The organism is Bowmanella pacifica (assembly GCF_014645355.1).
In the GTDB taxonomy this organism is placed as follows: Bacteria; Pseudomonadota; Gammaproteobacteria; order Enterobacterales; family Alteromonadaceae; genus Bowmanella; species Bowmanella pacifica.
The window spans coordinates 83,087-107,876 of the sequence record NZ_BMLS01000009.1 but is presented as its reverse complement, the minus strand read 5'-3'; the positions used below and the strand labels follow the sequence as shown (position 1 = coordinate 107,876).

The window sequence follows — 24,790 nt, the reverse complement described above, 5'->3', positions numbered from 1 at the left end:
GGCGAAGTCATACAAGGAACACTATGAGTCAAAGAAAGTATTTCGGTACCGATGGTATCCGCGGAAAGGTTGGCGAGAGCGCTATTAACCCCGAGTTTGTGACCAAGCTAGGGTGGGCTGCAGGAAAAGTGCTGGCCGGTCGAGGAACCAATAAGGTGTTGATCGGGAAGGATACCCGTATTTCTGGTTATATGCTTGAGTCAGCCTTAGAGGCCGGTTTATCGGCAGCGGGTATCAATATTGGATTGCTGGGTCCTATGCCCACACCGGCCATTGCTTATCTAACGAAAACCTTTCGTTCGGAAGCCGGTATTGTCATTAGTGCCTCACACAATCCTTATTACGACAACGGCATTAAGTTTTTCTCAGCCGATGGCTTTAAGCTGGATGATGATATTGAGCAGGCAATTGAAGCAATGCTTGAACAACCTATGGTCTGTGCTGCGCCGGATAAGTTAGGTAAAGCTGCCCGTATCAGTGATGCGGCGGGCCGATATATCGAATTTTGCAAGGGAACCTTCCCGTCAGATCTGTCATTAACCGGCATGAAAATTGTGGTGGATTGTGCGCATGGTGCGACTTACCACATTGCGCCTAACGTACTCAGGGAACTGGGCGCTGACGTGGTTGAAATTGGCACCACTCCTAATGGCCTGAACATCAATGACGATGTCGGCGCAACGTCAATGCAGGCTATTACCGAGCGGGTTCTGGCCGAAAAAGCCGACCTGGGATTTGCCCTGGATGGTGATGGCGACCGCATTATGATGGTCGATCATAAAGGCAATGTGGTTGATGGTGACGAGATTGTTTACATCATTGCCAGAGATGCCCTTAAGTCCGGCCGTTTAAACGGCGGCGGTGTCGTCGGTACTTTAATGAGTAACCTGGGCCTGGAAGTGGCACTAAGCCGTTTATCCATTCCGTTTGCCCGCAGTAAAGTGGGTGATCGTCACGTTATGGAACTGCTACAGGAAAAAGGCTGGAATATCGGTGGAGAGAGCTCTGGCCATGTGCTAAATCTCGGCGTTGCTTCTACCGGTGATGGGATTGTTTCTGGTCTGCAGGTACTGACCTCTATGTTACGCGCCGGCATGAGCCTATATGAGCTTCGCCGCGGTATGGAGAAATTCCCGCAAACGCTAATTAATGTGCGATACAGTGAAGGGAGTTCTTCGCCTTTGGAGCACCCTGATGTGTTAGCGTCTGTTCAGGCCGCCGAGCAGGATATGGGCGATGATGGACGTGTCTTGTTGCGTAAAAGCGGCACAGAACCCCTTATTCGAGTCATGGTTGAAGCCACTAAAGACGAGCAAGCAAGTAAGTGGGCCGAAGCCATCGCAGAGTCGGTACGAAAAGTAACCGCACAGTAACATTTGACGCGCGAGCCACTTGTAACTTGTTTTGCGGTTGGTTACACTCTCGCGCGCTTTGAATTGACTCGCCAGGCGAGCCAGGAGTCACAATGGCTGCAAAGATTAGACGGCCCATAGTGGCAGGTAACTGGAAAATGAACGGTAACCTGTCTCTGGTTAAAACAATGCAGGATGCATTAGCACAATCTCAGTTGGACAATATGGATACGGTTGTATGCCCTCCATTTACTCTACTGAGTGGTTTCGATACACAACAGATTAAGCTGGGTGCTCAAAACCTCAGTGTGTATCCGAACGGTGCCCATACTGGCGAAATTTCCGCTGCTATGCTGCAGGATGTCGGTTGCCAATACGTCATATTGGGACATTCTGAACGCAGAGCGGAACAGTTCGAGTCAAATGAACTTGTCGCCGATAAGGTGAAAGTCGCCTTAACGGCAGGCCTTCAGCCTATTGTTTGCGTTGGTGAACCGCTGGAAGTACGGCAAAGCGGCAAAGTATTTGATTATGTTGCCGCCCAACTTGATGCCGTCACACAGGTTATTAGTCAACAAGACCTGTTAGAGGTGGTGGTTGCCTATGAGCCTATTTGGGCTATAGGAACCGGGAACACAGCAACGCCTGAGCAAGTGCAAGAAGTTCATGCGTTTATTCGTAACCATCTGGGCAAGTCCTGTCAGGAAGCGGCTGCGAAAATAAGAATTTTGTATGGCGGCAGCGTGAATGCCGCCAATGCAGCGCAGATTTTTGCGCAACCCGACGTAGACGGCGGCCTGATAGGTGGTGCCAGTCTTAAAGTCGAAGATTTTTTAGCAATTTGCCAAGCGGCAAACTGAATTGAGGTAAAGCATGCTTTACGAAGTATTGATGGTGATTTATCTGCTGATTTCATTAGCCTTGATTGGGCTGGTGTTGATTCAGCGTGGTAAAGGTGCCGATATGGGCGCATCTTTTGGTGCCGGCGCATCTAACACTGTATTTGGTGCCTCTGGTTCCGGTAATTTCCTGAGCCGTTCCACTGCAATTCTGGCGACGCTGTTCTTTGCAATCAGTTTGATTCTGGGGGCAATGACAGCCGGTAAAGAAAAACAGGTTGATGAGTGGGATAATCTGGAAGTACCTGTTACTCAGCCTGCTGATACCGATGTACCGGTTGAGAAAACTCAGCCAACAGACGTGCCTAACTAATAGGGTCTGACAATATTTCGCGGATGTGGTGGAATTGGTAGACACGCCATCTTGAGGGGGTGGTGTCGCAAGACGTGCGAGTTCGAGTCTCGCCATCCGCACCAATACTGGAAACCCGGCTTTTTGCCGGGTTTTTTCGTTTCTGCTACTTATTCTGGTTAACATTCATAGCGTCTACGTGCTGCACCAGCAGGCGTTAGCAAGCCTTAGGTTCATAAATACTTTACCTCTTGGCATTATCTCGGCGATGCTAAGGGCGGACATCTGGAGACGATGATGGACTACCAACAAGCCCGCAGCTATTTACTCGATAAACCCGACGCTAACGAAGATTTCCCTTTTGGCCCGGATGTGGCTGTGATGAAGATTCGCGGCAAGATGTTCGCTACTCTGGCGTTAGAGCAGGGACAAGGGCGAATGAATCTAAAATGTGAACCCCAACAAGCATTAATGCTGCGTGATATGTTTGCCGCAGTCTTGCCTGGTTACCACATGAACAAATTGCATTGGAATACCATCAAACTGGATGGGAGCATTCCACTAGGAGAAGTGCAACGCATGATTGACCATTCTTATGCGCTGGTAGTGCAAGGGTTACGTAAGTCTGACCGACTGGGATTGCTGGCAAAGTATGGCGACAGCTTAAAGCTGGATGCCTAGTTGTATAAATGCTCCTCATCGCTTGCCGTCAGGCTAAGGTCGAGCTGTTCGAATCGCAGGCATGGCGGCCCCTCGATAAATAAATGTTTAATGGAATTGGCAAATCTTCCTCGCTATACTATGCGCCGCGTTAAAAAGCGAATATATGAACATTCAATGTAAAAGCCTCTGCCATGAGACAAGGGGCTGTATTGGCAAAGTCAGTGGTTTCCCGGCGGAAACTCCTTGCCAGTCGCAGTCACTTTGTTTGGCGTCAGGCTTAATGTAAGGAAAATTAAGTGACTCCAATTACTAAAACCTTCCAATACGGTCAGCACCAGGTCACGCTAGAGACCGGTGTTATTGCTCGTCAGGCCACTGCTGCCGTTATGGCCAGTATGGACGATACCGCGGTACTGGTTACTGTTGTAGGTAAGAAAGAAGCGAAACCCGATCAGGATTTCTTCCCGTTGACGGTAAATTATCAAGAGAAGACGTATGCAGCCGGTAAGATCCCTGGTGGTTTCTTCAAGCGCGAAGGTCGTCCCTCTGAAAATGAGACCCTGACTGCACGTCTGATTGACCGTCCGATTCGTCCATTGTTCCCAGAAGGTTTCAAGAACGAAGTTCAGGTTGTTATTACCGTTATGTCTGCCAACCCAGACATCCCTACCGATATCATCTCAATGATCGGTACCTCTGCTGCCTTGGCTATCTCCGGTATTCCATTTAATGGCCCTATCGGTGCGTCTCGTGTAGGTTATAAAGATGGTCAGTATATCCTCAATACGCGTATTTCCGAGCAAGCTGACAGCGAGTTGGATCTGGTGGTTGCCGGTACGCAAAGCGCAGTATTGATGGTGGAATCCGAAGCCAGCGTATTGTCTGAGGAAGTGATGCTGGGCGCCGTGATGTACGGTCACGACGAACTGCAAGCCGTTATTAACGCTGTGAATGAATTTGCCGCTGAAGTGAATACACCTAAGTGGGATTGGCAGCCAGAAGCGGAAAATACTGAGCTGAAAGCCAAGGTGAAAGCTCTGGCTGAAGCCGATATGTCTGCTGCTTACCAAATCTCTGACAAGATGGCCCGTAAAGATGCAGTGACCGCGGTCACTGATAAAGTGGCAGCGCAGATTCTGGAAGAGAGCCCAGAGCAAGACGCAAAAGAATTGAAAGAGCTACTGCACGATCTGGAAAGTGACGTAGTGCGTTCACGTATTTTGAATGGCGAGCCTCGTATCGACGGCCGCGACCCGCAGATGATTCGTGCGCTGGATGTTGCCACCGGTATTTTGCCTAGGGTTCACGGCAGCGCCTTGTTCACTCGTGGTGAAACCCAGGCCATTGTTGCTGCCACGTTGGGTACCGAGCGTGATGCGCAGATGATTGATGAGCTAGGCGGTCGAACCGACAGCCGCTTTATGCTGCATTATAACTTCCCTCCTTACTGTGTGGGTGAAACCGGCATGATGGGTTCACCTAAGCGCCGTGAAATCGGTCACGGTCGTTTGGCTAAGCGTGGTATCCAGGCCGTTATGCCATCAGAGGAAGAATTCCCGTATGTGGTACGTTTGGTGTCTGAAATCACAGAGTCTAACGGTTCATCTTCTATGGCTTCTGTATGTGGTAGCTCACTGGCGCTGATGGATGCGGGCGTACCTATCAAGGCCTCTGTTGCCGGTATTGCCATGGGTCTGGTGAAAAGTGACGACAAGTTCGTGGTACTGTCTGACATTTTGGGTGACGAAGACCACCTGGGTGATATGGACTTTAAAGTCGCCGGTACTTCTGAAGGTGTGACTGCGCTGCAGATGGACATCAAGATCGAAGGTATCACCAAAGAAATCATGCAAATTGCTCTGAAACAAGCCAAAGAAGCGCGTTTGCATATTCTGGGTGTGATGGACAAAGCCATTAATTCACACCGTGAAGAGATGTCTGAGTTCGCGCCTCGCATCTACACTATCAAGATCGATCAAGACAAGATCCGTGAAGTGATTGGTAAAGGTGGTGCGGTTATCCGTTCTATCACCGAGAAGTCTGATACCAATATCGAGATCGAAGATGACGGTACTATCAAGATCTTCGCTACCGAGCGTGCCAAGGCACAGATTGCTATCGATATGATCGAAGGTATTACTGCTGATGTCGAAGTAGGCAAAACTTACCACGGTAAAGTAACCCGCTGTGTAGACTTTGGTGCCTTTGTTGAAGTGTTGCCAGGTAAAGAAGGTCTGGTACACATTTCTCAGATTGCCCACGAGCGTGTTGCCAAGGTAAGTGATTACCTGACCGAAGGTCAGATGGTAGATGTGAAGGTGATGGAAATCGATCGCCAGAACCGTATCCGTCTGAGCATCAAGGAACTGCTGGAAAAACCAGCTGCCCCTGCTGAGTCTCAGGCTGAACAGCCACAGGACTAATAATCTTTCATAACTGATTGATTAAGATAAAAAATGGCACCTTAGCGGTGCCATTTTTGTTTGCAAAAATGCTCAAAAATTTGGTTTTAGGTATATCTACAACAATAATTTGATACAGCAAGGGGCTTTAAGCCAGTCGCCAGAACAGGTATAACTGGCAGCCTGCGAGAGGGAAGGGGGAGCCGGCAGATGCTCCCGATGTAAGGAATACCTCGATAGGAATGTAACGGGTCAGATGACAAAACTATCTAGAATTATTTTTTTGCTTGTTGCCGTAGTCGGTAGCAATGCTTGTAGTACTGTACCGGAAGGGCAGTCCGGCAATGGTCAGATGGGTAATCTTATTCTGGTTGAGCCCATGCCAGCTAATATGCGTAGCCAAATGGCCCTGGCCAGATACAGCCAAATTTTGGCACAGGTGGAGTTAGATAATACGCAGCGTGCCGATCTGCTCTATCAGCGTGGGATGTTATATGACAGCGTTGGTTTAGATGGATTAGCACAGTTTGATTTCACTATGGCGTTGAAGCTGCGTCCCGATATGGCCGAAGCTTACAATTTCATGGGTATCCACCACACCCAAAATATGGAATTTATTCAGGCTTATGAAGCCTTTGATGCAACACTGGACATCGATCCTGATCACGACTTTGCCTTTCTGAATCGCGGCATAGCCTTGTATTACGGCGGTCGCCCGGAGCTTGCGGTGGATGATTTGAACCGCTTTTACCATCGCGATGAAAGCGACCCCTACCGGGCAGTATGGGCTTATCTTGCCGAGTCCGCAGTGGACACCGCCAAAGCGCAACTAACCCTGCGGGAAAGCCGCGCCAAGCTTAAACAGGATAATTGGGCCATTGCATTGGTTGACCTGTATCTTGGCGACATAACTGAGCGCCAGTTATTGTCTGGATTACTCGCCGGTGTGCGCAGTCAGCAAGAGCTGGCTAATCGCTTATGCGAAGCCTATTTCTACCTGGGTAAATACCATATGGCTAAAGGCCACAAAGGTGTTGCGTCTAACTACTTTAAGCTTTCATTGAGCACTAATGTCTACGAGTTTGTTGAACATCGCTACGCCAGGCTCGAATTAGATTTACTGCGCGAGAAGACCCTCGAAGACGCACCGGTACGATAAACTGAGTATGTTGAAATCTTTGCGTTTATTGATTAGCGCTGTTGGTGGTGCCTGCTTGTTGGTGGCCAGTCAGCAGCAATATATTCCGTTGCTGCTTACACAAGGTGAGCGAGATCCCGCATCGTTGTCCCGTGCTGTTAGCCTTGGTTCTGAACAGGCGCTCAATATGCTTAGCGCCTATGCACAGCAGACACAGAGCCCCTATTGGCTTAAGCAAGCCGCTGAGCTTGGAGATGCGGGCTCTTATTACCGCCTGGCATTAAATGAAAGCGATGAAGCAACGCACACACGTTTGATGGGGAAGGCGGCCTTAGGGGGCCTGGCAGCGGCTCAGCACGAAATGGCTTTGCTGAGTAAGTCCCCTGCCAATAAACGTCGTTGGTTGGAGTTAGCCGCAGAGCAGGATTATCTACCAGCGATCATTTCTTTGTATCAATGGTTGCTTATCGAAGAGCAGCCCGAGCAAGCCGAAGTATGGTTGGAAAAAGCTGCCCCACGGGATGCGAACAGTGCCTTGCTGCTGGCTAAGTTGGAATGGCGGACTGGCAAGTATAAACAAGCTAAAGGTTGGCTTACCCACGCCAGGGATAATGGCGTCACTGTAGCCGGCGATTACCTGAACTGGATAAACCGTTATTGGCAAAGACAAGGTAAAGGGCTGGCTGTCACACGAGAGCAATGTGTGATTCAGTTACAACCTGTGGTGATGTCGTTGGAAAATATGCAGCAGATGGCACAGCTGAGCCGGTCTTTTGATAAAGATGACAGGCTGGCGTCTTTACCTATATGTCTGCTTGAACCCATTTGGGTAAAACCTGAACAGGTGAAATGTGATGAAAACTGGCAAAGCCATCGACGTTTAGGTTGTGACGTCAGGCAGTTGTCGCGTTTGCCTCTGGACGACAACTTTTCCCATTTGATGGTACTGGCACCGCGCGGTAAAGCTAATGTACACAACGGCATCATGTATCTGGATCAGGGCGACAGTTACTCGGTGTTTGTGCATGAGCTGGCGCATTTTGCCGGTTTTGTGGATGAATATCCGTTGTCATCGGACATGGCTGAATTTGTTTGTCATCCTTATAGTCAGGCACCTAACCTGGTTTTCGTCAACGAGGCTGAAGAGCTGCCCGAAAAGCTCGACGGCTGGCGGCAAACAGGGGAGGAGTGGTCAATGGCCAAGGCCAGAACCTGTAACAATCACCAGATGCATGCCTACAAAGGCAGCGACCGCTTAACCTTTATGGAATATCACGATCAGCAGTACATCCCGCCTTTGTATATGGCGTTGTGGAAGCAGCGTTTGGAAAATCGTACCGAACTGCTACCGGCTTTTATTAATTTTTCCCAGGCCTGGGAAGCGCAAGGGAATGCTGAGCTCGCTTTGCAGTGGCGGCAGAAGGCAAACCAGTACCAGTATCCATCCCTGGCGGACAGTTTGCCGCCCGACAGCGTTTTAACCCCCTTTTAGTACTAAACAAAGAATGTCTGTTTTTTACAATTCCAGGGCGGTTTAACCAACTACACTGGCCATGAGTATTTTTTAAAAGGAAAACCCATGGCCTGTATCAAATATGTTCCCCTGATTCTGCCGCTGCTCTTTGCAGGAAAGCTGTACGCAAACGAAGACGCGCTGACGGGAAAAACCTATACCGGGGTAAAAGGGGAAACCCTGTCTTATGCCAAGGTGGTGGGTGAATCGCCAATTTATGTCAAATTCTGGGCCACCTGGTGTGTTCCTTGTATGCAGCAGATGCCCCATTTTCAGCAGGCATTTGAACAACATGGCGATAAAGTTCAATTTATTTCCGTTAACCTTGGGGTAAATGAAACGCCCCAGGCACTGACCGACGTTATCGAGAAATTCAATCTCACTATGCCAATACTGCAGGATAACTCAGGCGAGTTAGCCCAGGCGTTTGGGCTGATGGGGACCCCTTGGCATGTGCTGATTAATCGCGATGGGCGAATTGTACATAAGGGCCATGAAGCAGACGCCCAGTTGGATAAACGCCTGGCATTGGTAGCGGCTCGCCAGCCTAGTGAACTGCCAGAACTCAGTCTGCTAGATGGCAAACAGCAACCCTTAGATCTCAATGAGCAGGGGACGCAACTGCTGTACTTTTCGGCCACCTGGTGTGATTGGTACTTAAAAGATTCAAGACCCGAACAAGCTCGTAACTGTATTGCCGGTCAACAGTTTTTCAACAGACTCAGCGACGCCTACCCCAAGGTGAAAAGTCTGGGGATTTTATCGCGGCTTTGGACAGGACAAACCGACGTAGATGAATACCGAGAAAAGTTTGCCATTACGCATCCTCTTGCCATCGACAGCAGCCTGGATGCGGCTATAGGTTATGGCATCAACCAATTGCCCACACTGGTAGTAATCAAAGAGGGACGGGAAGTGTTAAAAGTGAACACATTTTCCAACCCAGACCGGCTTATGCAGCAGGTGCAGAAAATACTCTGAGTATGGCTAAAACGCCGCATGTGCAGCGTTTTAGCTTGTTTTTATTCGTAGCGCAGGGCGTCGATGGGATTGAGATTGGCGGCTTTAACGGCCGGCATCAGACCGAAAATAACCCCAATAGCTGTGGTAAAACCAAAAGACAGGGCAATGGCCCACCCTGGTACGAGTGCCGCCGGCATACTGGGGACTAGCATGGAGAGGAAGGCCGCCAAGCCCCAGCCAAGCAATAGACCAATGATGCCGCCGAACAGCGATAACACCAGTGCCTCTACCAGAAACTGCAACATAATAAAGTTAGGTGTGGCGCCCAGGGCTTTATTGATACCAATCTCGCGGGTGCGTTCGGTGACCGATACCAGCATAATATTCATCACGCCAATTCCCCCTACCAACAAGCTAATTCCCACCACGCCCCCGGCGACCAGAGTCACCCAGTTAGTGATCGCCGCGAAGCTTTCCTTGGTTTTCTTGGCGGTGATAAACTCAAAATCGTCCTTATCATCGCCAGAAAGATGGTGACGTTTACGCAGAATTTGCCGGATTTGGGCCTGAATACTATCCAGGTTTGCCCCCGCTGCAGGTCTGAACATAATATCGATATTCTCGGTCACCCGGCTGCCTGCCAGCGATGCCATGGTGGAGAAGGGCGCGATAATGTAGTTATCCTGGTCAAAACCGAACAGTGAACCTCGCTCTTCTGCTACGCCGATAATGCGAAACCACTCCCCGGACAGACTAATAAATTCGCCTATGGGGTTTTCGGGCAGCTTAAGCTTTTTACGTGTTGACTCACCAATAAACACCACGCGGCGGCGCCTGTCATCGTCTGTACTACGAATAAACCGCCCCTGCTGGGGATACACTTTAATGACTTTCTGATAGCCCGAGTCGGTGCCTATTACCTGCGTTTGAACGGTTTGCCGGCCATAGCTGACTGTACTGCCAAAGCTAAAGGCCTGCATACTGGCGCTCATATCTTCCACGTCCTTGACCTTGGCTTTAAGCACTAAGAAATCTTCGTAACTTAGCTTGTTGGAAAAACCCAACATTTCTTGTTCCTGAGAGGTGATGGCGCGTAACGTCACCATGTCACTGCCAAGATCATCTAGCTGTGAATCAATACCTGAACTCAGGCCTTCCATTATGGCGACTACAGTGATCACCGCTGCGACACCAATCACTATACCCAAGGTGGTTAAGGCGCTACGCATAGCGTGGGCGCGAATGGAAGCGAGCGCTGCACGGGTGCCTTCAATGGCGGCATGTAGTCCATTAAACATGCAGTTTCTCCGGCTGAGTTTTATCGTTTCGCTTATCCGCCGCTATCAGGCCATCAACCAAACGGATCACCCGTTTACAATGATCGGCAATCTCTTGCTCATGGGTAACCAGCACTATGGTATGGCCCTCACTGTGCAGCTCATCAAAGAGTTTCATAATGTCCTGGGTTGTTTTGCTGTCCAGGTTGCCTGTGGGTTCATCACCCAGCAAAATAGCCGGTTTGGTGACTAGCGCCCGGGCAATCGCCACCCGCTGGCGCTGACCACCGGATAGCTGATTGGGATAATGACTAAGCTTATCAGCCAGGCCAACCCGCTTTAGTGCTTGCTTGGCCATGTCTATTCGCTCGGCACTGGGGAGCATACGATAGACTAGCGGCTGCATGACATTGGCCAGTACCGAGGCGCGGGGCAACAAATTAAAACTCTGAAAGATAAAGCCGACACTTTGGTTACGGATTTGTGCAAGCTGGGCTTCGTTCATACGGGCCACCGCTTGATTATCCAGTCGGTACTCACCGCTGCTGGGAATATCCAAACAGCCCAGAATATTCATCAGGGTCGATTTTCCCGAGCCGGAAGGACCGATAATGGCAACATAATCGTTGCGGGTGATCTGCAGGCTGATGTCCCGCAATGCATAAAACAGCTCGCCACCCATTTCATAGCGTTTGCTGATATTGCTCAGACGGATTACCGGCTTATCATCAGTCACTATTTACATCCTGTTTAAGTTGTACGCTTTGGCCTTCTTCTAGTTGGCTGAACAGCCTGGATGGTCCCACCACCACTTTATGCATATCCTGCAGGCCAGATAGCACGGCTTGCTGAATATCGGTGGCCATACCTGTGGTGACCCAGACCTTGTTCAGTTTGTTGTTATCATCAACACGCCAAACAAAAGATTTACCTTGCTCTTCCTGGATAGCGGCTACCGGCACATTTAAGGTGGTGTCGCCCTGGTTCGTGATGATCTCAGCACGGCAACTCATACCTGGGTATAGCTGATGCTCGCCGGGGGCAAGCAGCACCTTAACCCGAAACGCCAGGCCTTCGCCACTGGACAGGCGTTTGGCTGAGGTACCAATAGAAATCACTTCGCCGCTAATGGGGGTTTTAGGCAAAGCGGCGGCAAAAATCTCGGCCTTTTGCCCTAAAGCCACGCGGGCAATATCAGCTTCATCCACTCTGAGCTCAGCCAGAATGGCGCTGGGATCGGCCAGTACCATCAGGTCGGAACCGACAATATTTGTGGTGCCGGCAATGACCGTTTCACCGGTTTTAATATCCACCGAGGCCAGTAAACCGTCCATGGCTGCGACAAACAAGGTTTTACGCAGTCTGTCTTTGGCCAGAATCAAGGCCGCCTGGGCTTGCTCCAACTGCGCCTGCGCCGCCTGGGTATTGATACGGGCAATATCCAATTGGCTTTGTAGGGCGTCCACTGTCTCCTGTTGCACTAGCTTTTGCGTAAGCAAACTGCGATTACGTTTTACCTGGCGCTGCAGGTCGTCTTCCACCGCGCGGGTACGCTGAATTTCGATGCGCCTGGCATCCACCGCAGCCTGATAGCTTTCCACATCAGCGTTAAAGGCGGTGGGATCAAGGCGCATCAGCACCTCGCCTTGTTGCACATGCTGGCCTTCTTCCACTAACACATCTTGCACTGTGCCGGTGACTTCGGAGCGGATCTGAATTTGCGACTTAAATACCAGGTTGCCCGAGGCCAGGATAGTGTCGCTCAGTACCCCTTGGCTAACGGCCGCGGCTTCCACGGTAACCTGGCCTTTATTTCCAGAGAGGTGTTTATAGGAAACCAGACCAAGCACACACAAAATGATGGCACCCAGGATGAGAATTTTTTTCATATCGATCCCCGATTAGAAAAGTGCAATCAGCAGCCAGGTCCCCATGATTGTCATAAAGGGTAATCCTGCCAGCACATAGGCAGTAATGGGCTTCATCTTGGCCCAGCTTTGCAACCCTGCCGCCGCGACCACAATGCCCCATAAGCTAAACAGGTTGAACGCTTCAGCCCAGTTGTATAGGGCATGGTCTATGGGTAAGTTCAGCAATAATTGGTTTAAGGATGCATAGTTGGCAAAATTCAGAGGTACATCCGGGCTGTCTGCCAGTAAAATCAGCAGCGCCAGCCCCAGTGCGTTAAAGAACATAGGCATCATGGCCCACAGACTAAAGCTGTACCAATCCCCGTAGCTGAATTCATCGGTACGACTGACCAGTTTCAGGTAGCCCGAGTACAAGGCATTCATCAACAGGGTTGCCAGAACAATGCTTACTGCGGCAATGGGGGCAGTATAAGGCGCGCTATCTTGCATAAAACTGCGTGCTTGATCGGCTTCCGCCGGGCTGACATCGCCCATTTGTGCGATTTGCTGCTCAACAATCCATTCCGAACTCATACCGCTGTAAAGCCAATATGTGACAAGTGCATATAAGATGGTGGAGAAGAAAAGTGCTATCCATCCCCAGCCTTTGGCCTCTTTTAGATCATCGAATAGGCTTTTGGGGGCCACAAAAACATTAACGAGCGCGTTGGAAAGTGTTGCCACAAATTGTCTCCCTTGATTTCTTATTTTGGGCGAATTCCTGATAGGTGTATCGGTAAACCTGAGTGTCAAATTTACCGAGCACAACATGCTAGTCACTAGCAACGCAAATTTATAACAAAAACGTTATAAATTTTTTTGATGTTTTTTCTCTTTACCTGGTCCTAGATATTGGCGGCGGCGCCCAGGAGCCATTACACTTAAGTTGTCGCCAGGTATCAGGGAAGGGCTTGTCCGCCGAATTCTTTTTGTTTTGATAGGTGGTACTCTGAAGTTTCCCCGACTTATATGGTTGTCTTTGGCAACCCTCTGCTACTACTTGACCGCGTTGCTGGGCATGACCATTTTGTCCCTGCCTCCCGGCAATATCACTTTGCTGTGGCTGCCGGCCGGTATCGGGCTGATTATGTTTATGCAAATCGGCCTTACGGCAGGTCCTTTGGTGTTTATCGCCAGCCTGGCAGCAAATTATCCATCCATGACAGCCTCCGGCTTGGATGCGGGAGTGCTGCATACTGTGGTGGCGGCCACTATTGATACCCTCGCATCGGGCTTGGCTGCGCTCTTAGTACAACGACATTTACCACAGGGCCTGTGTAAAAGCTGGGATACGGTGTCCTTGCTGTTTTGGGCTTGCCTACTGCCAATGGGGTTATCGTCACTTTTACTGTGTAGCAATCTTTGGTGGGGGGGCTATATCAGCCTCGAACAATGGAACTACTACTTTCAAGCCTTGTTTCTGGCCGACAGCCTGGGCATCTTGTTGATTTATCCACTGTATCTAAGTTTACGTGGCTTGGTACTCTCACAGTTGACCTGGCCTAAGTTTGTGGTATTGACCATGCTCTTTGCGCTGCTGTCGGTGGTGGCGGCCTTTCACTTGTTACCCGGCGCTTTATACCTCTGTTTTCCGCTCCTGACTTTTGTTGCCTTGCGTGGTCGCCCTTATCATCTTGGATTTGCTCTACTGCTTTGCGTGATGGCGTTGCTTATGATGGCGTCACAGGATTTAGGCCCCTTCGCGTTAGCCGACTATGACACCGGCGTAGTGATGTTGATGTCCTTTGTTTTTTGTATTGCCGTGGTATCGCTGGCGATTATGCTGCATCAGCAAGAGCTGAATGAAGCTATTCGCATTCAGGCATTTTGGCGAGAGAAGGCGATTCATGACGATCTGACTGGCTTGTACAATCGCGTGCATTTTTTGCGACGTTTGGACGAGGAGCGTTTACGTAGTGAACGCACCAAAGCCCCTTACGTGGTTGCCTTGATGGATGTGGATTGGTTTAAAAAAGTTAATGATCAACACGGCCACCTTATCGGTGACAGGGTGCTGAAAGGGTTGGCCGATTTGATGGTTAAGCAGTTACGGCAGATTGATGTGCTGGCTCGTATTGGCGGGGAGGAGTTCGCCTTGTTGATGCCAAACGTTAGCCTGAATCAAGCAAGACAAGCACTGGAGCGGTTGCGCAGCAGCCTCGAACAAGAGGGAATTCAGGTGAACGGCAGGACTTACCTGATTACCCTGAGCATTGGTGCCATGCAAGCCGATGGTGCGCCCGTAGAGATACTACTGCAAAAGGTTGATACACTCTTGTATCGGGCCAAACATCATGGGCGAAACAGACTGGAGATGGACGTTGCCGAGTAATGATAAAACCCTGTTGGTGATTGGTTATGTATGGCCGGAGCCGAATTCTTCTGCTGCGGGCAGCCGTATGTTGCAACTTTTGTCGGTGTTTCGCTCGGCCGGGTATCAAATAGTATATGGCTCTGCGGCTGAAAGTAGCCAACATGCTGTAGATTTAGCCGGGCTCGGAGTGGAAGCCGTTACACTGAGTCTTAATTGCGCCTCGTTTGATGACTATATTCGTCACCTGCAACCCGATGTGGTGATGTTCGACCGCTTTATGATGGAAGAACAATTCGGCTGGCGGGTAGAACAACATTGTCCCAATGCTCTGCGTATTCTTGACTCTGAAGACCTGCATTTTTTACGCCATGCCAGGCATCTGGCGCTAAAACAAGGCGAGCGACTCAGCAACACACATTTGTACAATGAGTTGGCTAAGCGTGAAATCGCTGCTATTTTGCGCTGCGATATCACCCTGGTTATCTCCGAGTTTGAATGGGCGCTCTTGCGAGACGTTTTTAATATTCCGGCGGAAATTTTGCACTATTGTCCTTTTATGCAAGGGCAGGTGTCCGCTTCACAGACACTGGCATACGAACAGCGTGGCCACTTTATCAGTATTGGCAATTTCCGCCATGCCCCGAACTGGGACGCGGTACTTTATCTGAAAGAAAGTATTTGGCCGCTGATCCGCCAACAGCTGCCTCATGCTGAGTTGCATGTGTATGGGGCCTATCCACCGCCCAAAGCCACCGCGCTGCATAATCCAAAACAAGGCTTTTTGGTTAAAGGCTGGGCAACAGATGCATTGAGCGTGGTCGGGCAGGCCAGAGTCATGCTGGCGCCGCTGCGATTTGGTGCCGGGTTAAAGGGCAAACTGATAGATGCTGCACTATGCCAAACCCCGGCGGTAACCAGCAGTATCGGGGCCGAAGGTATGTATGCTGAGCTGCCACCCGGTTTGTTGGTGGCCGATGACGCCCAGGCATTTGCTGCGCAGGCCGTGGGATTGTATCAACATAAAAACCAGTGGCAGGCACTAAGCGAATGCGCCGGGCAATTGTTGCCAGCGCGCTTTTCTAAAGCCGAACATGGCCCCCGGTTATTAGCTTGTATCGCACAGGTTAGTGATAATTTAGCCACATGTCGCCAGGCTAATTTCTTTGGCAGTATGCTGCGTCACCATAGTCTTAAAAGCACCCAATATATGGCGCAGTGGATCGAAGCAAAGAATCGCCTCAAGGCCTTGCAGTCTTAGTTCTGAGCCGGTAATTGCGGGACAAGGGCTTGTTGGCAGCGTCGACAATGATAGATCACACCTTTTTGCATGCGGTTGTGGCGTCGAATCGACAGATGAACCGGCCCGCACTGACAATGATAGGGAAACTGCTGGCCTGCCACCTTGCTGATATCCATACGGTGAGTCGACGTGCCATTGAGGTTAAACAAAGACTTCATCAGTCCCTTCCACTGCGTTCCATGAGGTTGAATCCGCTTGAACAATGAGCCGCGCCCATACAACTGCCACACCAGCAAATGGCAGAATTCATGGGGGATCACTTCTCGCATAAATTCCTCTGCATTGTCCGCTAAGAGTACTGCATTTAAACGAATATGATTGGCTTGCAAGCGAGCGCTGCCGGCAATGCGTCCACGTTGATCGAAGCTAAGGGAAGGAAGGGGAAAACGCCTTTGCAATTGTTGTTCGGCAAGTTGGTGACAATGCTGCAACCGCATCTGTGCCTGTAATTTAACCTCGTTGTCCAAGCGAATGAAAACCCCAAGCCATGAAATTCGAAACCCAAGTGTATCAAAGCGGCAGGTAGGAAGACCAACAGCTTGTTTGGCTGTTGGTCTGTGCGGGGTTATTTTTCAGTGATCTGGTAAACCGTTACCGAACCACTGACTTCATTACCGATCAGCAGCAGGGCATTGCCATTGGGGCTGTGTTCGGCACTGATAAACTTGATGCTTTCCGGCCCCAGATCGCCGGCCTCAGGAACTTGGCTACAGTCCATCCCTTCGTTTTCATCACAGGGATTATCCAGGTCGTCATCCAGTTCAAAGTCGACATTAAAGTTGCGGTTATTGTAATGGGCAACAAAGGCTGCCTGAAAAGGGTTAGTGACATCGTAAACAAACAAGTCGCCGGAACGCTCCTGGCCAATAAAGGCGTACACGCGACCAGCAATCTCACCCACATCAATGGCCTCTGGCTCGCCGCCTTTATCGTCCGAGCGGTTATCGCCTTTGCTTTCGGTATGCGCACTGTTGAAGTTGTTGCCCAGCACGGCGGCGCCGATGCGACCGAAATCGTCGCCGGAATCAAACACCTGGTTGATGTTTTGATCCCAGATTGAGAAAGAGCGGGCGCCATAAGCATGGAGCTTTTCCACTACGCCATCGTTATCCGGATCCAGCAGTGCCGAGGTCACTTTCAAGCGTCCCAGGCCGTCTTTTCCGCCTGTTTCATCATACAGCGCCTGTAACGTGGTGGATAGCGTCAGGTTGAATTCATCCGGGTCTACAATGTCTTTCACCCTGATGTCTTCTGAATAGGCATCCCAGTCCCTTGCGTCGCCTTCGTTGGCTGACAGGATAAAGGTGGCGCCGTTCCAGCTATAAGTGGCGATACTGTCCGGTTGGAACATACCGTAAACATTGGGGAGTGTTCTGAAGGACGCCACTTCATCTTCGTTGCTGAAGTCTATACCGAACCGGCCCCAATCTTTCAGCCCCAGCGCTTTGACCTCAATGGTCATTTCATCCAGATTCAGGATGCCAATGGCATTGGCTTCTTGCAGCGACACATAGGCGGTTTTGCTGTCAGCCGCCACGGCAATGTATTCTGGCTCCAGGTCCTGCGCCACTGTGGTGCCAGTGGGAGCTGCCAACTTTACGCCACTGGCTTTTAGTAAGCTGCGGCGTTTGGCATCGGTATCGTAATCGGCAGCGCTTAACAGGTCTGAGCTGAAAATCATATCTGTGCTGAGGTTAATGTCATCCGCCAAATCCGCGGGTATGCCTTCAGTCAAGCTGATAACGCTGATGGAGCCTTCTGGATCAAGATTGTAATTCGTATCCGGTTCGCCCTCATTGGCTACCAGTACCTTGCTGCCATCCGGCGTGAAAGTAAGCATATCCGGTAGCGCACCGGCTGCGACCGCTTTGATAAAGCTGCCCTGACCGGTGCCATCCAGGCTGTAAAACAAGACAGCGCCGGTGGCCGTTTTCTCTTTGCCCGCCACCGCAATGGCCAGTAAGTCGTTGTAAATGGCAATGGAGTTAGCTTCGCCCAGTGGCAGACTGACTGCAGTGCCAGTGGTATTTTTTACCGATACGCTATCCGGGAAGGTAAAAGCCGTAGAGGATAGACTGTTGTCGGTAACCGGGCTGCCAACCGCCGCGGTAGGCAGACTTGCCAGGGATATCACTTCAATCTGATTATCGGCGGCATTAATGGCAAAAGCGGCCTTGGAGGCCGCATGAAACTGTACTATTTCAGCAGCGGACTTGCCGTAAATACCGGTATTGAAACGACCGACAACCTCAATATTCAGATCCCGGGGTAAATCTTTACCCGCGTTGCCATCCTGCCCTGGCGCGCCGTCCTGGCCTGGTGTACCAGCCGGCCCTTGGTTGCCATCCTCGCCATCCAGTGAACAGCCGGCCAATACCGACAATAAGGCTAAGGTAAGTAAGCTGTGTTTAAGGTTCATTACTGTTCTCATGCTGTTGTTTTTAGAGAACAAAATCTAACCGTGATGAAATGACCGTAGGATGACAGTTATATTGCCAAAATATGACGCCTGGGATGGCGTCATTCAGGTGTGATGGGCGGAGTTTACTCCGCCTGCGAGCAAAAACGCCCAGCAAGGACCGGGTGCCAAGCGCTTAGTTCATTTATGTGGCCAAATGCTCGTTAACTTATAACCTTGCTTGCGGATTAGCGTGGCGTTGCCTGAAATATGCACGGCAGTGTAAGGACGGGTAGGGAAGACGCGCTCGGTCATACTCAGTTGTCCATCGTTAACAAATACCTCCACGGCGCTTTGGTCTAGAAATAATCTCAGCGACAACGACTTATCTGACAGCGTGAGTGGTGCCAGGTGCCTGGCGGCAAAGGTGTCAGAAAAATCCGAGCGCCCGGCTTGGGAGCGGTCAATATAAAACTGTCCGTCATCCATCCCCAGTTGCAGTTTTTCCCCCGATTCATTGCTGAACGTCAGTGCTAGGGCTGGCGCCTGGTCTGCTAGCCGGAACTCAAATAACCATTCGGATTGCATGATATCGGCGTTACTTTGCAAGGTCAGGCGGTCAGCCTCTGTCCGCTCGGTGAAGGCTAAGGGCTGGCGCAGGGTTTCCAGTTCCGCAACCGGCTGTGATTTTAGTCTCAGTCCTTCGGCTGTGCGTATCATTTCCAATGTTCTTGGCATGGTCATGCTGCTTCGCCAGGGGTGAGTGGGCAGTTCTTGTCCGTACAGCCAGTTACTCATCCAACCAATAAACAAAGTGCGTCCGTCTTTCACCCCCGACCATGTGACGCCAGCATAGTTATCTGCACCATGGTCAAGCCAGACGGCCTCCTTATGCTGCAAGGTGTTGGCAAATTCCGGGTCCAGGGTGAAGGTTTTACCGTCAAAATCGCCGACAAAATACTGGATCCCTGAACCACCTTGCGGACCGCCGGGGTTTAAATTAAGCAGCAGGGCCCAATGGGTCTGGTTGGAGCCCGGCAGGGTGAAGGGCAGTAAATCAGGACACTCCCAAACTCCGCCGTGGGCGCCCAATCCTTTGCCAAAACTGCTTTGGTATTGCCAATCAATCAGATTTTTGGAACGCCAGAACTGCACGTGGTCGGTTACCGACAAGCCCATTATCCAATGCTGACTTGGGGCGTGCCAGAATACCTTGGGGTCGCGAAAATCCTGGGTGTCGCCGGGGTTGGGTATGACCGGGTTGTCGGCATACTTTTGCCAGCTGCGGCCGTTGTCCAGACTGAATGCCAGCCCTTGTGACTCATGATTGCGGGTATTCTTCGCGGCGGCGTTAGGATCATGATAGGTAAAAAGCGCAACCAAAGGGATAGCGCCGTCCTTGCCCAAGCCGCTGGTATTGTGGGTATCTGCCACAATGCTGCCGGAAAAAATATAGCCTTTGTCGTCAGGTGTCAGGGCCACAGGTTGATGTTCCCAGTGCACTAAGTCGCGACTGATGGCATGTCCCCAATGCATAGGCCCCCAACGGGTATCGTTGGGATAGAATTGGTAAAACAGGTGGTATTCTCCCTGGTGATACACCAGACCATTGGGATCATTCATCCAGCCTGATGGGGGAGAAAAGTGCCACTGGGGGCGATAGGGCTCTTGGTAGTGTCCTGCTGCCAGTTCTTGCGCTTGGCCTGTGAGGCTGAGTAGCCAGACCATGGAAGTGATGATGCCGTATCTTAGTTTCACCTGTGCCCCTGCGTTTACGTCGGCTGTACTGCATGCCAATATCGAGCAGAGTGTGGTAATTGTCTAGATTTTGGGCAATGAATACGAATTCATTGCCCGGCTAAGATACAAGGTACTGCTATTTTTTTACGCTTGTTTGGGGACTTTAGGTTTTTTCGGCTTCTTGGGTTTCTTCGGTTTAAGGGGGCGTAAGTCCAGTTTGGATTCAGGTAAGGGCTGTTTAGGCTCAAAGCCGGGAACAGCTTGACGCGGCAGCAACTGACCAATCAATCGCTCGATGGCGCTTAATTCGCCAAACTCTTCAGCGCAAACCAAGGAAACTGCCTGGCCCGCTACCCCGGCGCGGCCTGTACGGCCAATACGGTGAACATAATCCTGGGTGATATGTGGCAGATCGAGATTGACCACCACGGGCAATTGTTTGATATCCAGCCCCCGCGCGGCTAAATCGGTCGCGGCTAAAATCTGCACCTTACCCTGATGAAAATCGTTTAATGCCCGAAGACGGGCGCCCTGACTTTTGTCACCGTGAATGGCCGCAGCGGAGATTTGCTGAGCGGTGAGGCTTTTAACCAGGCGATCCGCTCCTTGCTTGGTGCGACAAAAAACCAGCACCTGCTGCCAGTTATGCTGCCTAATTTGTGCAATTAACAAAGCATTTTTACGCGCTTTATCTACTGGGATAAGCCACTGTTCTACCTCTGTTGCCGTGCTATTGGCGGGATGCACAGATACTTCCTGCGGCGCGCTTAACAAACTGGATGCCAGTTGGCGTATGTCGTCGGAGAAGGTGGCTGACAGCATTAAGCTCTGGCGTTTACCTGGCAGCAAGCGCAGTACACTTTTTACCTCAGGTAAAAAGCCCAGATCCAGCATACGATCGGCTTCATCCAGCACCAGAATCTGTAATTGTTTAAAGCCAATGGCATTAGAACGGAACAGATCCAGCAAGCGTCCTGGCGTGGCCACCAAAATATCGCAGCCCGAGCGCAGTGCCTGCATTTGCGGGTTTATCTTCACCCCGCCAAACACCGCCTGCACTCGCAGACGACTATGAGTGGCATAAGATTTAAGACTGTCCGCTACCTGAACGGCTAACTCACGGGTCGGCACCAGAATAAGGGCTTTAGCCTGATTAGCACGCACCGCAGGGCTTGATAGCAAACGCTGAATAACCGGTAGCGCATAGCTTGCCGTTTTGCCTGTGCCTGTCTGGGCTGACGCCAGCAGATCCTGGCCAGCCAGTACAACAGGGATGGCCAGTGTCTGAATCTCGGTGGGGGTGTGGTAGCCAAGCTCTGTCAGTCTGGTTTGCAGAGTAGGGGCCAGGCCTAATGCTTCAAATGTCATGGATGTTTACTGCCTTTTGGTGTTGGTGCACCAAATTCAAAGTTGGAGCGCTGTGGTGGTGACTTTTCAGTGGCGCTAATTTGCCAGGATCTGCATAGGCAACTGTAATATAGGATGCTCTGCATCGGCAAAGGCATAGATTACGCCAACGTGGCCTACCAGTGTCAGTATGTACCAGACGGCGGAAAATATCCGGCCATAATTATCCAGTGGCACTAAAACAGACTGGTGCCGGGTACGCCATTCGAGCAAGATCTCGATAGCACCGAAGAAGATAAAGAAAACCAGCAAGGCCAGCCCGAAAACCCAGGCAATACCCAGCCCCAGCGCCATACCCGCAATACAGACACTTAGGCCTAGCCAGGAACGCATGGAAAAGCTGATGCTCTTGATCACATGGCCACCGTCTAAGGGCAGGATGGGTAGCAGGTTAAACAGATTTAACAGCGAGCCTATCACGGCTGCACCGGCAAAGAGTTCATGGCCGGTCAGGGCATAAAGCAACAGGCAAGCTAATGACATCAGCAAACCAAACACCGGCCCCATGATGGAAATCACTACATCCTGCCAACGGGTGGTAAGTTTATCGTCAGAGAGCGCCAGCCCGCCCACAAAAGGAATCAGATAAATGCCTTTGGTTTTGATACCGAAATATTGCATGGCCCTGACATGCCCGTACTCGTGGACCACCAGACAGGCCACTAATACCAGCGCAAATTCAACACTGAATAGCCAGCTGTAGCCCGCAACAGACGCAGCAGCCAAGGCTGCCTTCACTACTTTGGCGCTTTTAAATAGTTTAAATCCCAGCGCCAGCAGACCAATGGTCCCTTTGCTGGCAGGTTCACTGGGTAATAGGAATTCTTCGCTTTGCACCTGCTCGCTATCCAGACTGAGCTGATAGCGCATTTTTTGCGTCCCCGGCAGCATAGTCAGCTCGAGTGTCACGCTCACCCCGGTTGCGGTCACAAAATGATGGCAGGTTTGTTCGTTGTGGGCCTGTGTGCTCACTACTTCCCCCCCATAGTGCAGACATTGCTGATTGTTGTGAATGTCCAGACTTAAAGGTTGGTCATACAAAGTGGCGTGAAGTAGTTGCATCTTATTGTCTCAGGCTGAAGGCGCGCTATGGTAGCCAAGTTCATTTGATTGGAAAAGCCTGAAACCGTTGTTCTATTTTTACTCTGTCGCTCAATTTGTCGCCTTTTCACCTTGTTAAATCGGCTATCTACCGTGACAGGCGTTAAATACAACTTATTGATTTGTAATTATTTCCCTTAACACTGAAAGCTTTGATATAATTCTGCGCCGAATTTTTCGGTATGTCGGTTTTTTCACCAAAACAACAATAACAAAGGCGAAAACTGGCATGATGAATTGCTATTTCAACACATTTACACGCTGCTAAGGGATCATCATGAAGTTGAACGCTATTGCTAAGGCTGCCTTGCTCAGTCTGCTACCTGCTTCCAGTTTACTTGCTCAGGAAGCCCCGCAATACGGTGCTTGGGTTGCCGGTTTCGGCGAATACTATAAGGTTGATAACGACAAACCTAATTCATTGGATAGCTTTGAAGATGCATCTGGCCTGGGGGCTGAGCTGGGTTTTCGTTTTACCCCTGAGTGGGGAGCCCGTTTAGAATGGTCTCGCCTGAACTTTGACTCAGAATCTGGTTTGAATGATCGCGATGGTGAGCGTTTTGGTATTGATGCGCTGCATTATTTTGATAAAAAGCAAACCTACCTGTTTGCCGGTTTTAAACACCAGAACCTGGGTGAAAATTACCGTTTGGTGAACTTCGGTCTGGGCCGTCACTGGGATTTAAGCCAGGACTGGAAACTGGTTACCGAAGCGGCTGCTTATTATGATTTTGGCCAGAATTTTACTGATTTTGGGGTAAAGCTGGGTCTGGCTTACACCTTCGGTGGCAATAGCAGCGGCAGCAACAGCGGCGCGAATCCTGCTGCTCAGGCGGTGGCTGAGGTGGATAGCGATGGCGATGGTGTGGGCGACAGTCAGGATCGCTGTGCCAATACACCCAGCACCGACCGTGTTGATGCCTTTGGTTGTACCTTGTTTGATGAAAAAACCGTATTCAGCGCGCTGGATATGCTGTTTGCTCACGACAGCTACAAGATTGCCAACCCCCAGTCGCAGCAGGTGAAGAACTTTGCCGACTTTATGCAACAGTACACTGATACCCGCGTGACCATTGAAGGCCATACTTCTTTGGTGGGGACTGAAGCCTATAACCAGACGCTTTCTGAGCGTCGAGCCAAGGCGGTGAAACGTTTGCTGGTTGAGCAATATGGTATCGAGGCTGATCGTATTCAGACCGTTGGCTATGGTGAAAGCCGTCCTCTGGATAGTGCAGACAACGACGCGGCGCACAAAGCTAACCGCCGTATCCACGCGCAAGTCAGCACCACTAAAAAAGTGAAACTTGAGCGCTAAGTTGATGCTTTAAGGCTAAGTTATAACAGAAGGCGCCCATGGCGCCTTTTTTATGCCTGGTACGCCAGTGTGAGCGAGCATTGCGATAATAGATCATCTATCGCTGGTGGTGACAAAGCGTGGCAATTACCATGTAGCTTAGTTAATCACCTTACAAGGAGCGTAATCATGTTTCCCATGGATGTATGGCTGACCTACAGCCTGGCTTGTATTTTACTGGTACTTTCCCCTGGCCCAGATAATCTGCTGGCTATTGGCCGTGGCCTAAGCCAGGGAAAATTAGCGGCTATTTTTTCCGGTTTGTCATCTGGCACCGGGATCCTTTTTCATGTATTGGCTGCCACCTTTGGTTTGACCCTGCTGATTAAAACCTCGGCGCTGGCGTTTTACGCGGTGAAGATTATAGGGGCGGCTTATCTGATTTGGCTTGGCATCAAGGTGCTTCGCTCACGCAGCCTGTTTACCTTAGAGCCGGTAAAAAAGCAGTCACTGACCACCATCTTCAGTACCGGATTTTTATCCGCCGCGCTGAATCCTAAACCCGGTATGTTTGTACTGGCCTTTGTACCGCAGTTTGTAAACCCCGAATTGGGCTCGGTAACAACGCAAATGCTGGTTTATGGTGCCTGGTTTGCTTTGCTGACGGCATTTGGTTTCGCCTTAATGGGCATCTTTGCGGCCCGGCTTAGTCATTGGTTACAGGCTCGCCCAAAAGTGGTAAATGGCCTGAATATCGGGGCAGGGGTGACCTTTATAGGCTCTGGCCTGGCCGTGGCGGCGATGAAGCAGCGCTAGTTGCGCTTGAC

Annotated in this window: 21 protein-coding genes and 1 tRNA gene; 13 read left to right on the top strand and 9 right to left on the bottom strand. The window is 50.6% G+C overall.

The features are described 5' to 3' along the window. Nucleotides 1-23 precede the first annotated feature (23 nt). From glmM to IEX02_RS19465, 9 genes are all read left to right on the top strand, one after another. Nucleotides 24-1,373 carry a phosphoglucosamine mutase gene (gene glmM, locus IEX02_RS19505; protein ID WP_188699142.1) on the top strand — a complete coding sequence of 450 codons (1,350 nt, stop codon included), beginning with the start codon at nucleotides 24-26 and terminating at the stop codon, nucleotides 1,371-1,373. Nucleotides 1,374-1,465: 92 nt separating this feature from the next. Then, nucleotides 1,466-2,212: a triose-phosphate isomerase gene (gene tpiA, locus IEX02_RS19500; protein ID WP_188699141.1), complete on the top strand. Its 747-nt coding sequence runs from the start codon at nucleotides 1,466-1,468 to the stop codon at nucleotides 2,210-2,212. A gap of 13 nt (nucleotides 2,213-2,225) precedes the next feature. Next, nucleotides 2,226-2,564: a preprotein translocase subunit SecG gene (secG, locus tag IEX02_RS19495; protein ID WP_188699140.1), complete on the top strand. Its 339-nt coding sequence runs from the start codon at nucleotides 2,226-2,228 to the stop codon at nucleotides 2,562-2,564. 19 nt (nucleotides 2,565-2,583) lie between these two features. Further along, nucleotides 2,584-2,668: transfer RNA gene (locus IEX02_RS19490), tRNA-Leu, on the top strand. A gap of 172 nt (nucleotides 2,669-2,840) precedes the next feature. Continuing rightward, nucleotides 2,841-3,224: an MmcQ/YjbR family DNA-binding protein gene (locus IEX02_RS19485; protein ID WP_188699211.1), complete on the top strand. Its 384-nt coding sequence runs from the start codon at nucleotides 2,841-2,843 to the stop codon at nucleotides 3,222-3,224. A gap of 278 nt (nucleotides 3,225-3,502) precedes the next feature. Next, nucleotides 3,503-5,629 carry a polyribonucleotide nucleotidyltransferase gene (gene pnp / locus IEX02_RS19480; protein WP_188699139.1) on the top strand — a complete coding sequence of 709 codons (2,127 nt, stop codon included), beginning with the start codon at nucleotides 3,503-3,505 and terminating at the stop codon, nucleotides 5,627-5,629. A 235-nt stretch (nucleotides 5,630-5,864) separates the two neighbouring features. Continuing rightward, complete coding sequence (gene nlpI, locus IEX02_RS19475; protein WP_188699138.1) at nucleotides 5,865-6,767, top strand: lipoprotein NlpI; 903 nt, start codon at nucleotides 5,865-5,867, stop codon at nucleotides 6,765-6,767. Nucleotides 6,768-6,774: 7 nt separating this feature from the next. After that, nucleotides 6,775-8,238, top strand: a complete 1,464-nt coding sequence (locus tag IEX02_RS19470) for an SEL1-like repeat protein (protein WP_188699137.1) — start codon at nucleotides 6,775-6,777, stop codon at nucleotides 8,236-8,238. Nucleotides 8,239-8,325: 87 nt separating this feature from the next. Beyond that, a complete protein-coding gene (locus IEX02_RS19465; protein WP_188699136.1) occupies nucleotides 8,326-9,240 on the top strand; it encodes a TlpA family protein disulfide reductase in 915 nt (304 codons plus the stop codon). A gap of 41 nt (nucleotides 9,241-9,281) precedes the next feature. Here IEX02_RS19465 and IEX02_RS19460 read toward each other — a convergent pair whose 3' ends face one another. Genes IEX02_RS19460 through IEX02_RS19445 form a run of 4 tightly spaced genes read right to left on the bottom strand, consistent with a single transcriptional unit; the run spans nucleotide 9,282 to nucleotide 13,093 of the window. Continuing rightward, entirely contained in the window at nucleotides 9,282-10,520 is a 1,239-nt protein-coding gene (locus IEX02_RS19460) for an ABC transporter permease (protein WP_188699135.1), read from the bottom strand. Next, nucleotides 10,513-11,181: an ABC transporter ATP-binding protein gene (locus IEX02_RS19455; protein ID WP_188699210.1), complete on the bottom strand. Its 669-nt coding sequence runs from the start codon at nucleotides 11,179-11,181 to the stop codon at nucleotides 10,513-10,515. The genes IEX02_RS19460 and IEX02_RS19455 overlap by 8 nt, the downstream gene beginning before the upstream one ends. Before the next feature lie 46 nt (nucleotides 11,182-11,227). Next, a complete protein-coding gene (locus IEX02_RS19450) occupies nucleotides 11,228-12,388 on the bottom strand; it encodes an efflux RND transporter periplasmic adaptor subunit (protein ID WP_188699134.1) in 1,161 nt (386 codons plus the stop codon). Nucleotides 12,389-12,400: 12 nt separating this feature from the next. Then, nucleotides 12,401-13,093, bottom strand: a complete 693-nt coding sequence (locus tag IEX02_RS19445; RefSeq protein WP_188699133.1) for a YIP1 family protein — start codon at nucleotides 13,091-13,093, stop codon at nucleotides 12,401-12,403. Nucleotides 13,094-13,388: 295 nt separating this feature from the next. Here IEX02_RS19445 and IEX02_RS19440 point away from each other — a divergent pair, with 295 nt between their 5' ends. Continuing rightward, nucleotides 13,389-14,741 carry a GGDEF domain-containing protein gene (locus IEX02_RS19440; RefSeq protein ID WP_188699132.1) on the top strand — a complete coding sequence of 451 codons (1,353 nt, stop codon included), beginning with the start codon at nucleotides 13,389-13,391 and terminating at the stop codon, nucleotides 14,739-14,741. Continuing rightward, nucleotides 14,731-15,981, top strand: coding sequence for a glycosyltransferase (locus IEX02_RS19435; RefSeq protein WP_229702302.1), 1,251 nt, complete (start codon nucleotides 14,731-14,733; stop codon nucleotides 15,979-15,981). Before IEX02_RS19440 ends, IEX02_RS19435 begins: the two co-directional genes overlap by 11 nt. On the opposite strand, the gene IEX02_RS19430 is transcribed toward IEX02_RS19435, so the two are convergent. The 5 genes from IEX02_RS19430 to IEX02_RS19410 form a co-directional block, all read right to left on the bottom strand. Next, nucleotides 15,978-16,490 (bottom strand): SprT family zinc-dependent metalloprotease, encoded by a 513-nt coding sequence (locus IEX02_RS19430; RefSeq protein WP_268237445.1) that lies wholly within the window; start codon nucleotides 16,488-16,490, stop codon nucleotides 15,978-15,980. The genes IEX02_RS19435 and IEX02_RS19430 overlap by 4 nt on opposite strands. Nucleotides 16,491-16,588: 98 nt before the next feature. Beyond that, complete coding sequence (locus tag IEX02_RS19425) at nucleotides 16,589-18,442, bottom strand: choice-of-anchor I family protein (RefSeq protein ID WP_229702301.1); 1,854 nt, start codon at nucleotides 18,440-18,442, stop codon at nucleotides 16,589-16,591. Nucleotides 18,443-18,622: 180 nt separating this feature from the next. Continuing rightward, complete coding sequence (locus IEX02_RS19420) at nucleotides 18,623-20,179, bottom strand: glycoside hydrolase family 32 protein (RefSeq protein ID WP_188699128.1); 1,557 nt, start codon at nucleotides 20,177-20,179, stop codon at nucleotides 18,623-18,625. Between the two features lie 126 nt (nucleotides 20,180-20,305). After that, nucleotides 20,306-21,529: a DEAD/DEAH box helicase gene (locus IEX02_RS19415; RefSeq protein WP_188699127.1), complete on the bottom strand. Its 1,224-nt coding sequence runs from the start codon at nucleotides 21,527-21,529 to the stop codon at nucleotides 20,306-20,308. Between the two features lie 75 nt (nucleotides 21,530-21,604). Beyond that, entirely contained in the window at nucleotides 21,605-22,630 is a 1,026-nt protein-coding gene (locus IEX02_RS19410) for a site-2 protease family protein (protein ID WP_188699125.1), read from the bottom strand. Nucleotides 22,631-22,946: 316 nt separating this feature from the next. Between IEX02_RS19410 and IEX02_RS19405 the strand changes: the two genes are divergently transcribed. Together IEX02_RS19405 and IEX02_RS19400 are read left to right on the top strand one after the other, a co-directional pair. After that, nucleotides 22,947-23,984 (top strand): OmpA family protein, encoded by a 1,038-nt coding sequence (locus tag IEX02_RS19405; RefSeq protein ID WP_188699123.1) that lies wholly within the window; start codon nucleotides 22,947-22,949, stop codon nucleotides 23,982-23,984. Between the two features lie 168 nt (nucleotides 23,985-24,152). Then, nucleotides 24,153-24,779, top strand: a complete 627-nt coding sequence (locus IEX02_RS19400; protein WP_188699121.1) for a LysE family translocator — start codon at nucleotides 24,153-24,155, stop codon at nucleotides 24,777-24,779. Nucleotides 24,780-24,790 lie beyond the last annotated feature (11 nt).

What these genes read in the sequence shown, in the direction of transcription:
- IEX02_RS19425 (WP_229702301.1), bottom strand. Translation starts at nt 18,442, where the DNA reads ATGAACCTTAAACACAGCTTACTTACCTTAGCCTTATTGTCGGTATTG.
- IEX02_RS19405 (WP_188699123.1), top strand. Translation starts at nt 22,947, where the DNA reads ATGAAGTTGAACGCTATTGCTAAGGCTGCCTTGCTCAGTCTGCTACCT.
- nlpI (WP_188699138.1), top strand. Translation starts at nt 5,865, where the DNA reads ATGACAAAACTATCTAGAATTATTTTTTTGCTTGTTGCCGTAGTCGGT.
- IEX02_RS19485 (WP_188699211.1), top strand. Translation starts at nt 2,841, where the DNA reads ATGGACTACCAACAAGCCCGCAGCTATTTACTCGATAAACCCGACGCT.
- IEX02_RS19470 (WP_188699137.1), top strand. Translation starts at nt 6,775, where the DNA reads ATGTTGAAATCTTTGCGTTTATTGATTAGCGCTGTTGGTGGTGCCTGC.
- IEX02_RS19455 (WP_188699210.1), bottom strand. Translation starts at nt 11,181, where the DNA reads ATGGGTGGCGAGCTGTTTTATGCATTGCGGGACATCAGCCTGCAGATC.
- glmM (WP_188699142.1), top strand. Translation starts at nt 24, where the DNA reads ATGAGTCAAAGAAAGTATTTCGGTACCGATGGTATCCGCGGAAAGGTT.
- IEX02_RS19415 (WP_188699127.1), bottom strand. Translation starts at nt 21,529, where the DNA reads ATGACATTTGAAGCATTAGGCCTGGCCCCTACTCTGCAAACCAGACTG.
- IEX02_RS19465 (WP_188699136.1), top strand. Translation starts at nt 8,326, where the DNA reads ATGGCCTGTATCAAATATGTTCCCCTGATTCTGCCGCTGCTCTTTGCA.
- secG (WP_188699140.1), top strand. Translation starts at nt 2,226, where the DNA reads ATGCTTTACGAAGTATTGATGGTGATTTATCTGCTGATTTCATTAGCC.
- IEX02_RS19400 (WP_188699121.1), top strand. Translation starts at nt 24,153, where the DNA reads ATGTTTCCCATGGATGTATGGCTGACCTACAGCCTGGCTTGTATTTTA.
- IEX02_RS19460 (WP_188699135.1), bottom strand. Translation starts at nt 10,520, where the DNA reads ATGTTTAATGGACTACATGCCGCCATTGAAGGCACCCGTGCAGCGCTC.
- IEX02_RS19410 (WP_188699125.1), bottom strand. Translation starts at nt 22,630, where the DNA reads ATGCAACTACTTCACGCCACTTTGTATGACCAACCTTTAAGTCTGGAC.
- tpiA (WP_188699141.1), top strand. Translation starts at nt 1,466, where the DNA reads ATGGCTGCAAAGATTAGACGGCCCATAGTGGCAGGTAACTGGAAAATG.
- IEX02_RS19450 (WP_188699134.1), bottom strand. Translation starts at nt 12,388, where the DNA reads ATGAAAAAAATTCTCATCCTGGGTGCCATCATTTTGTGTGTGCTTGGT.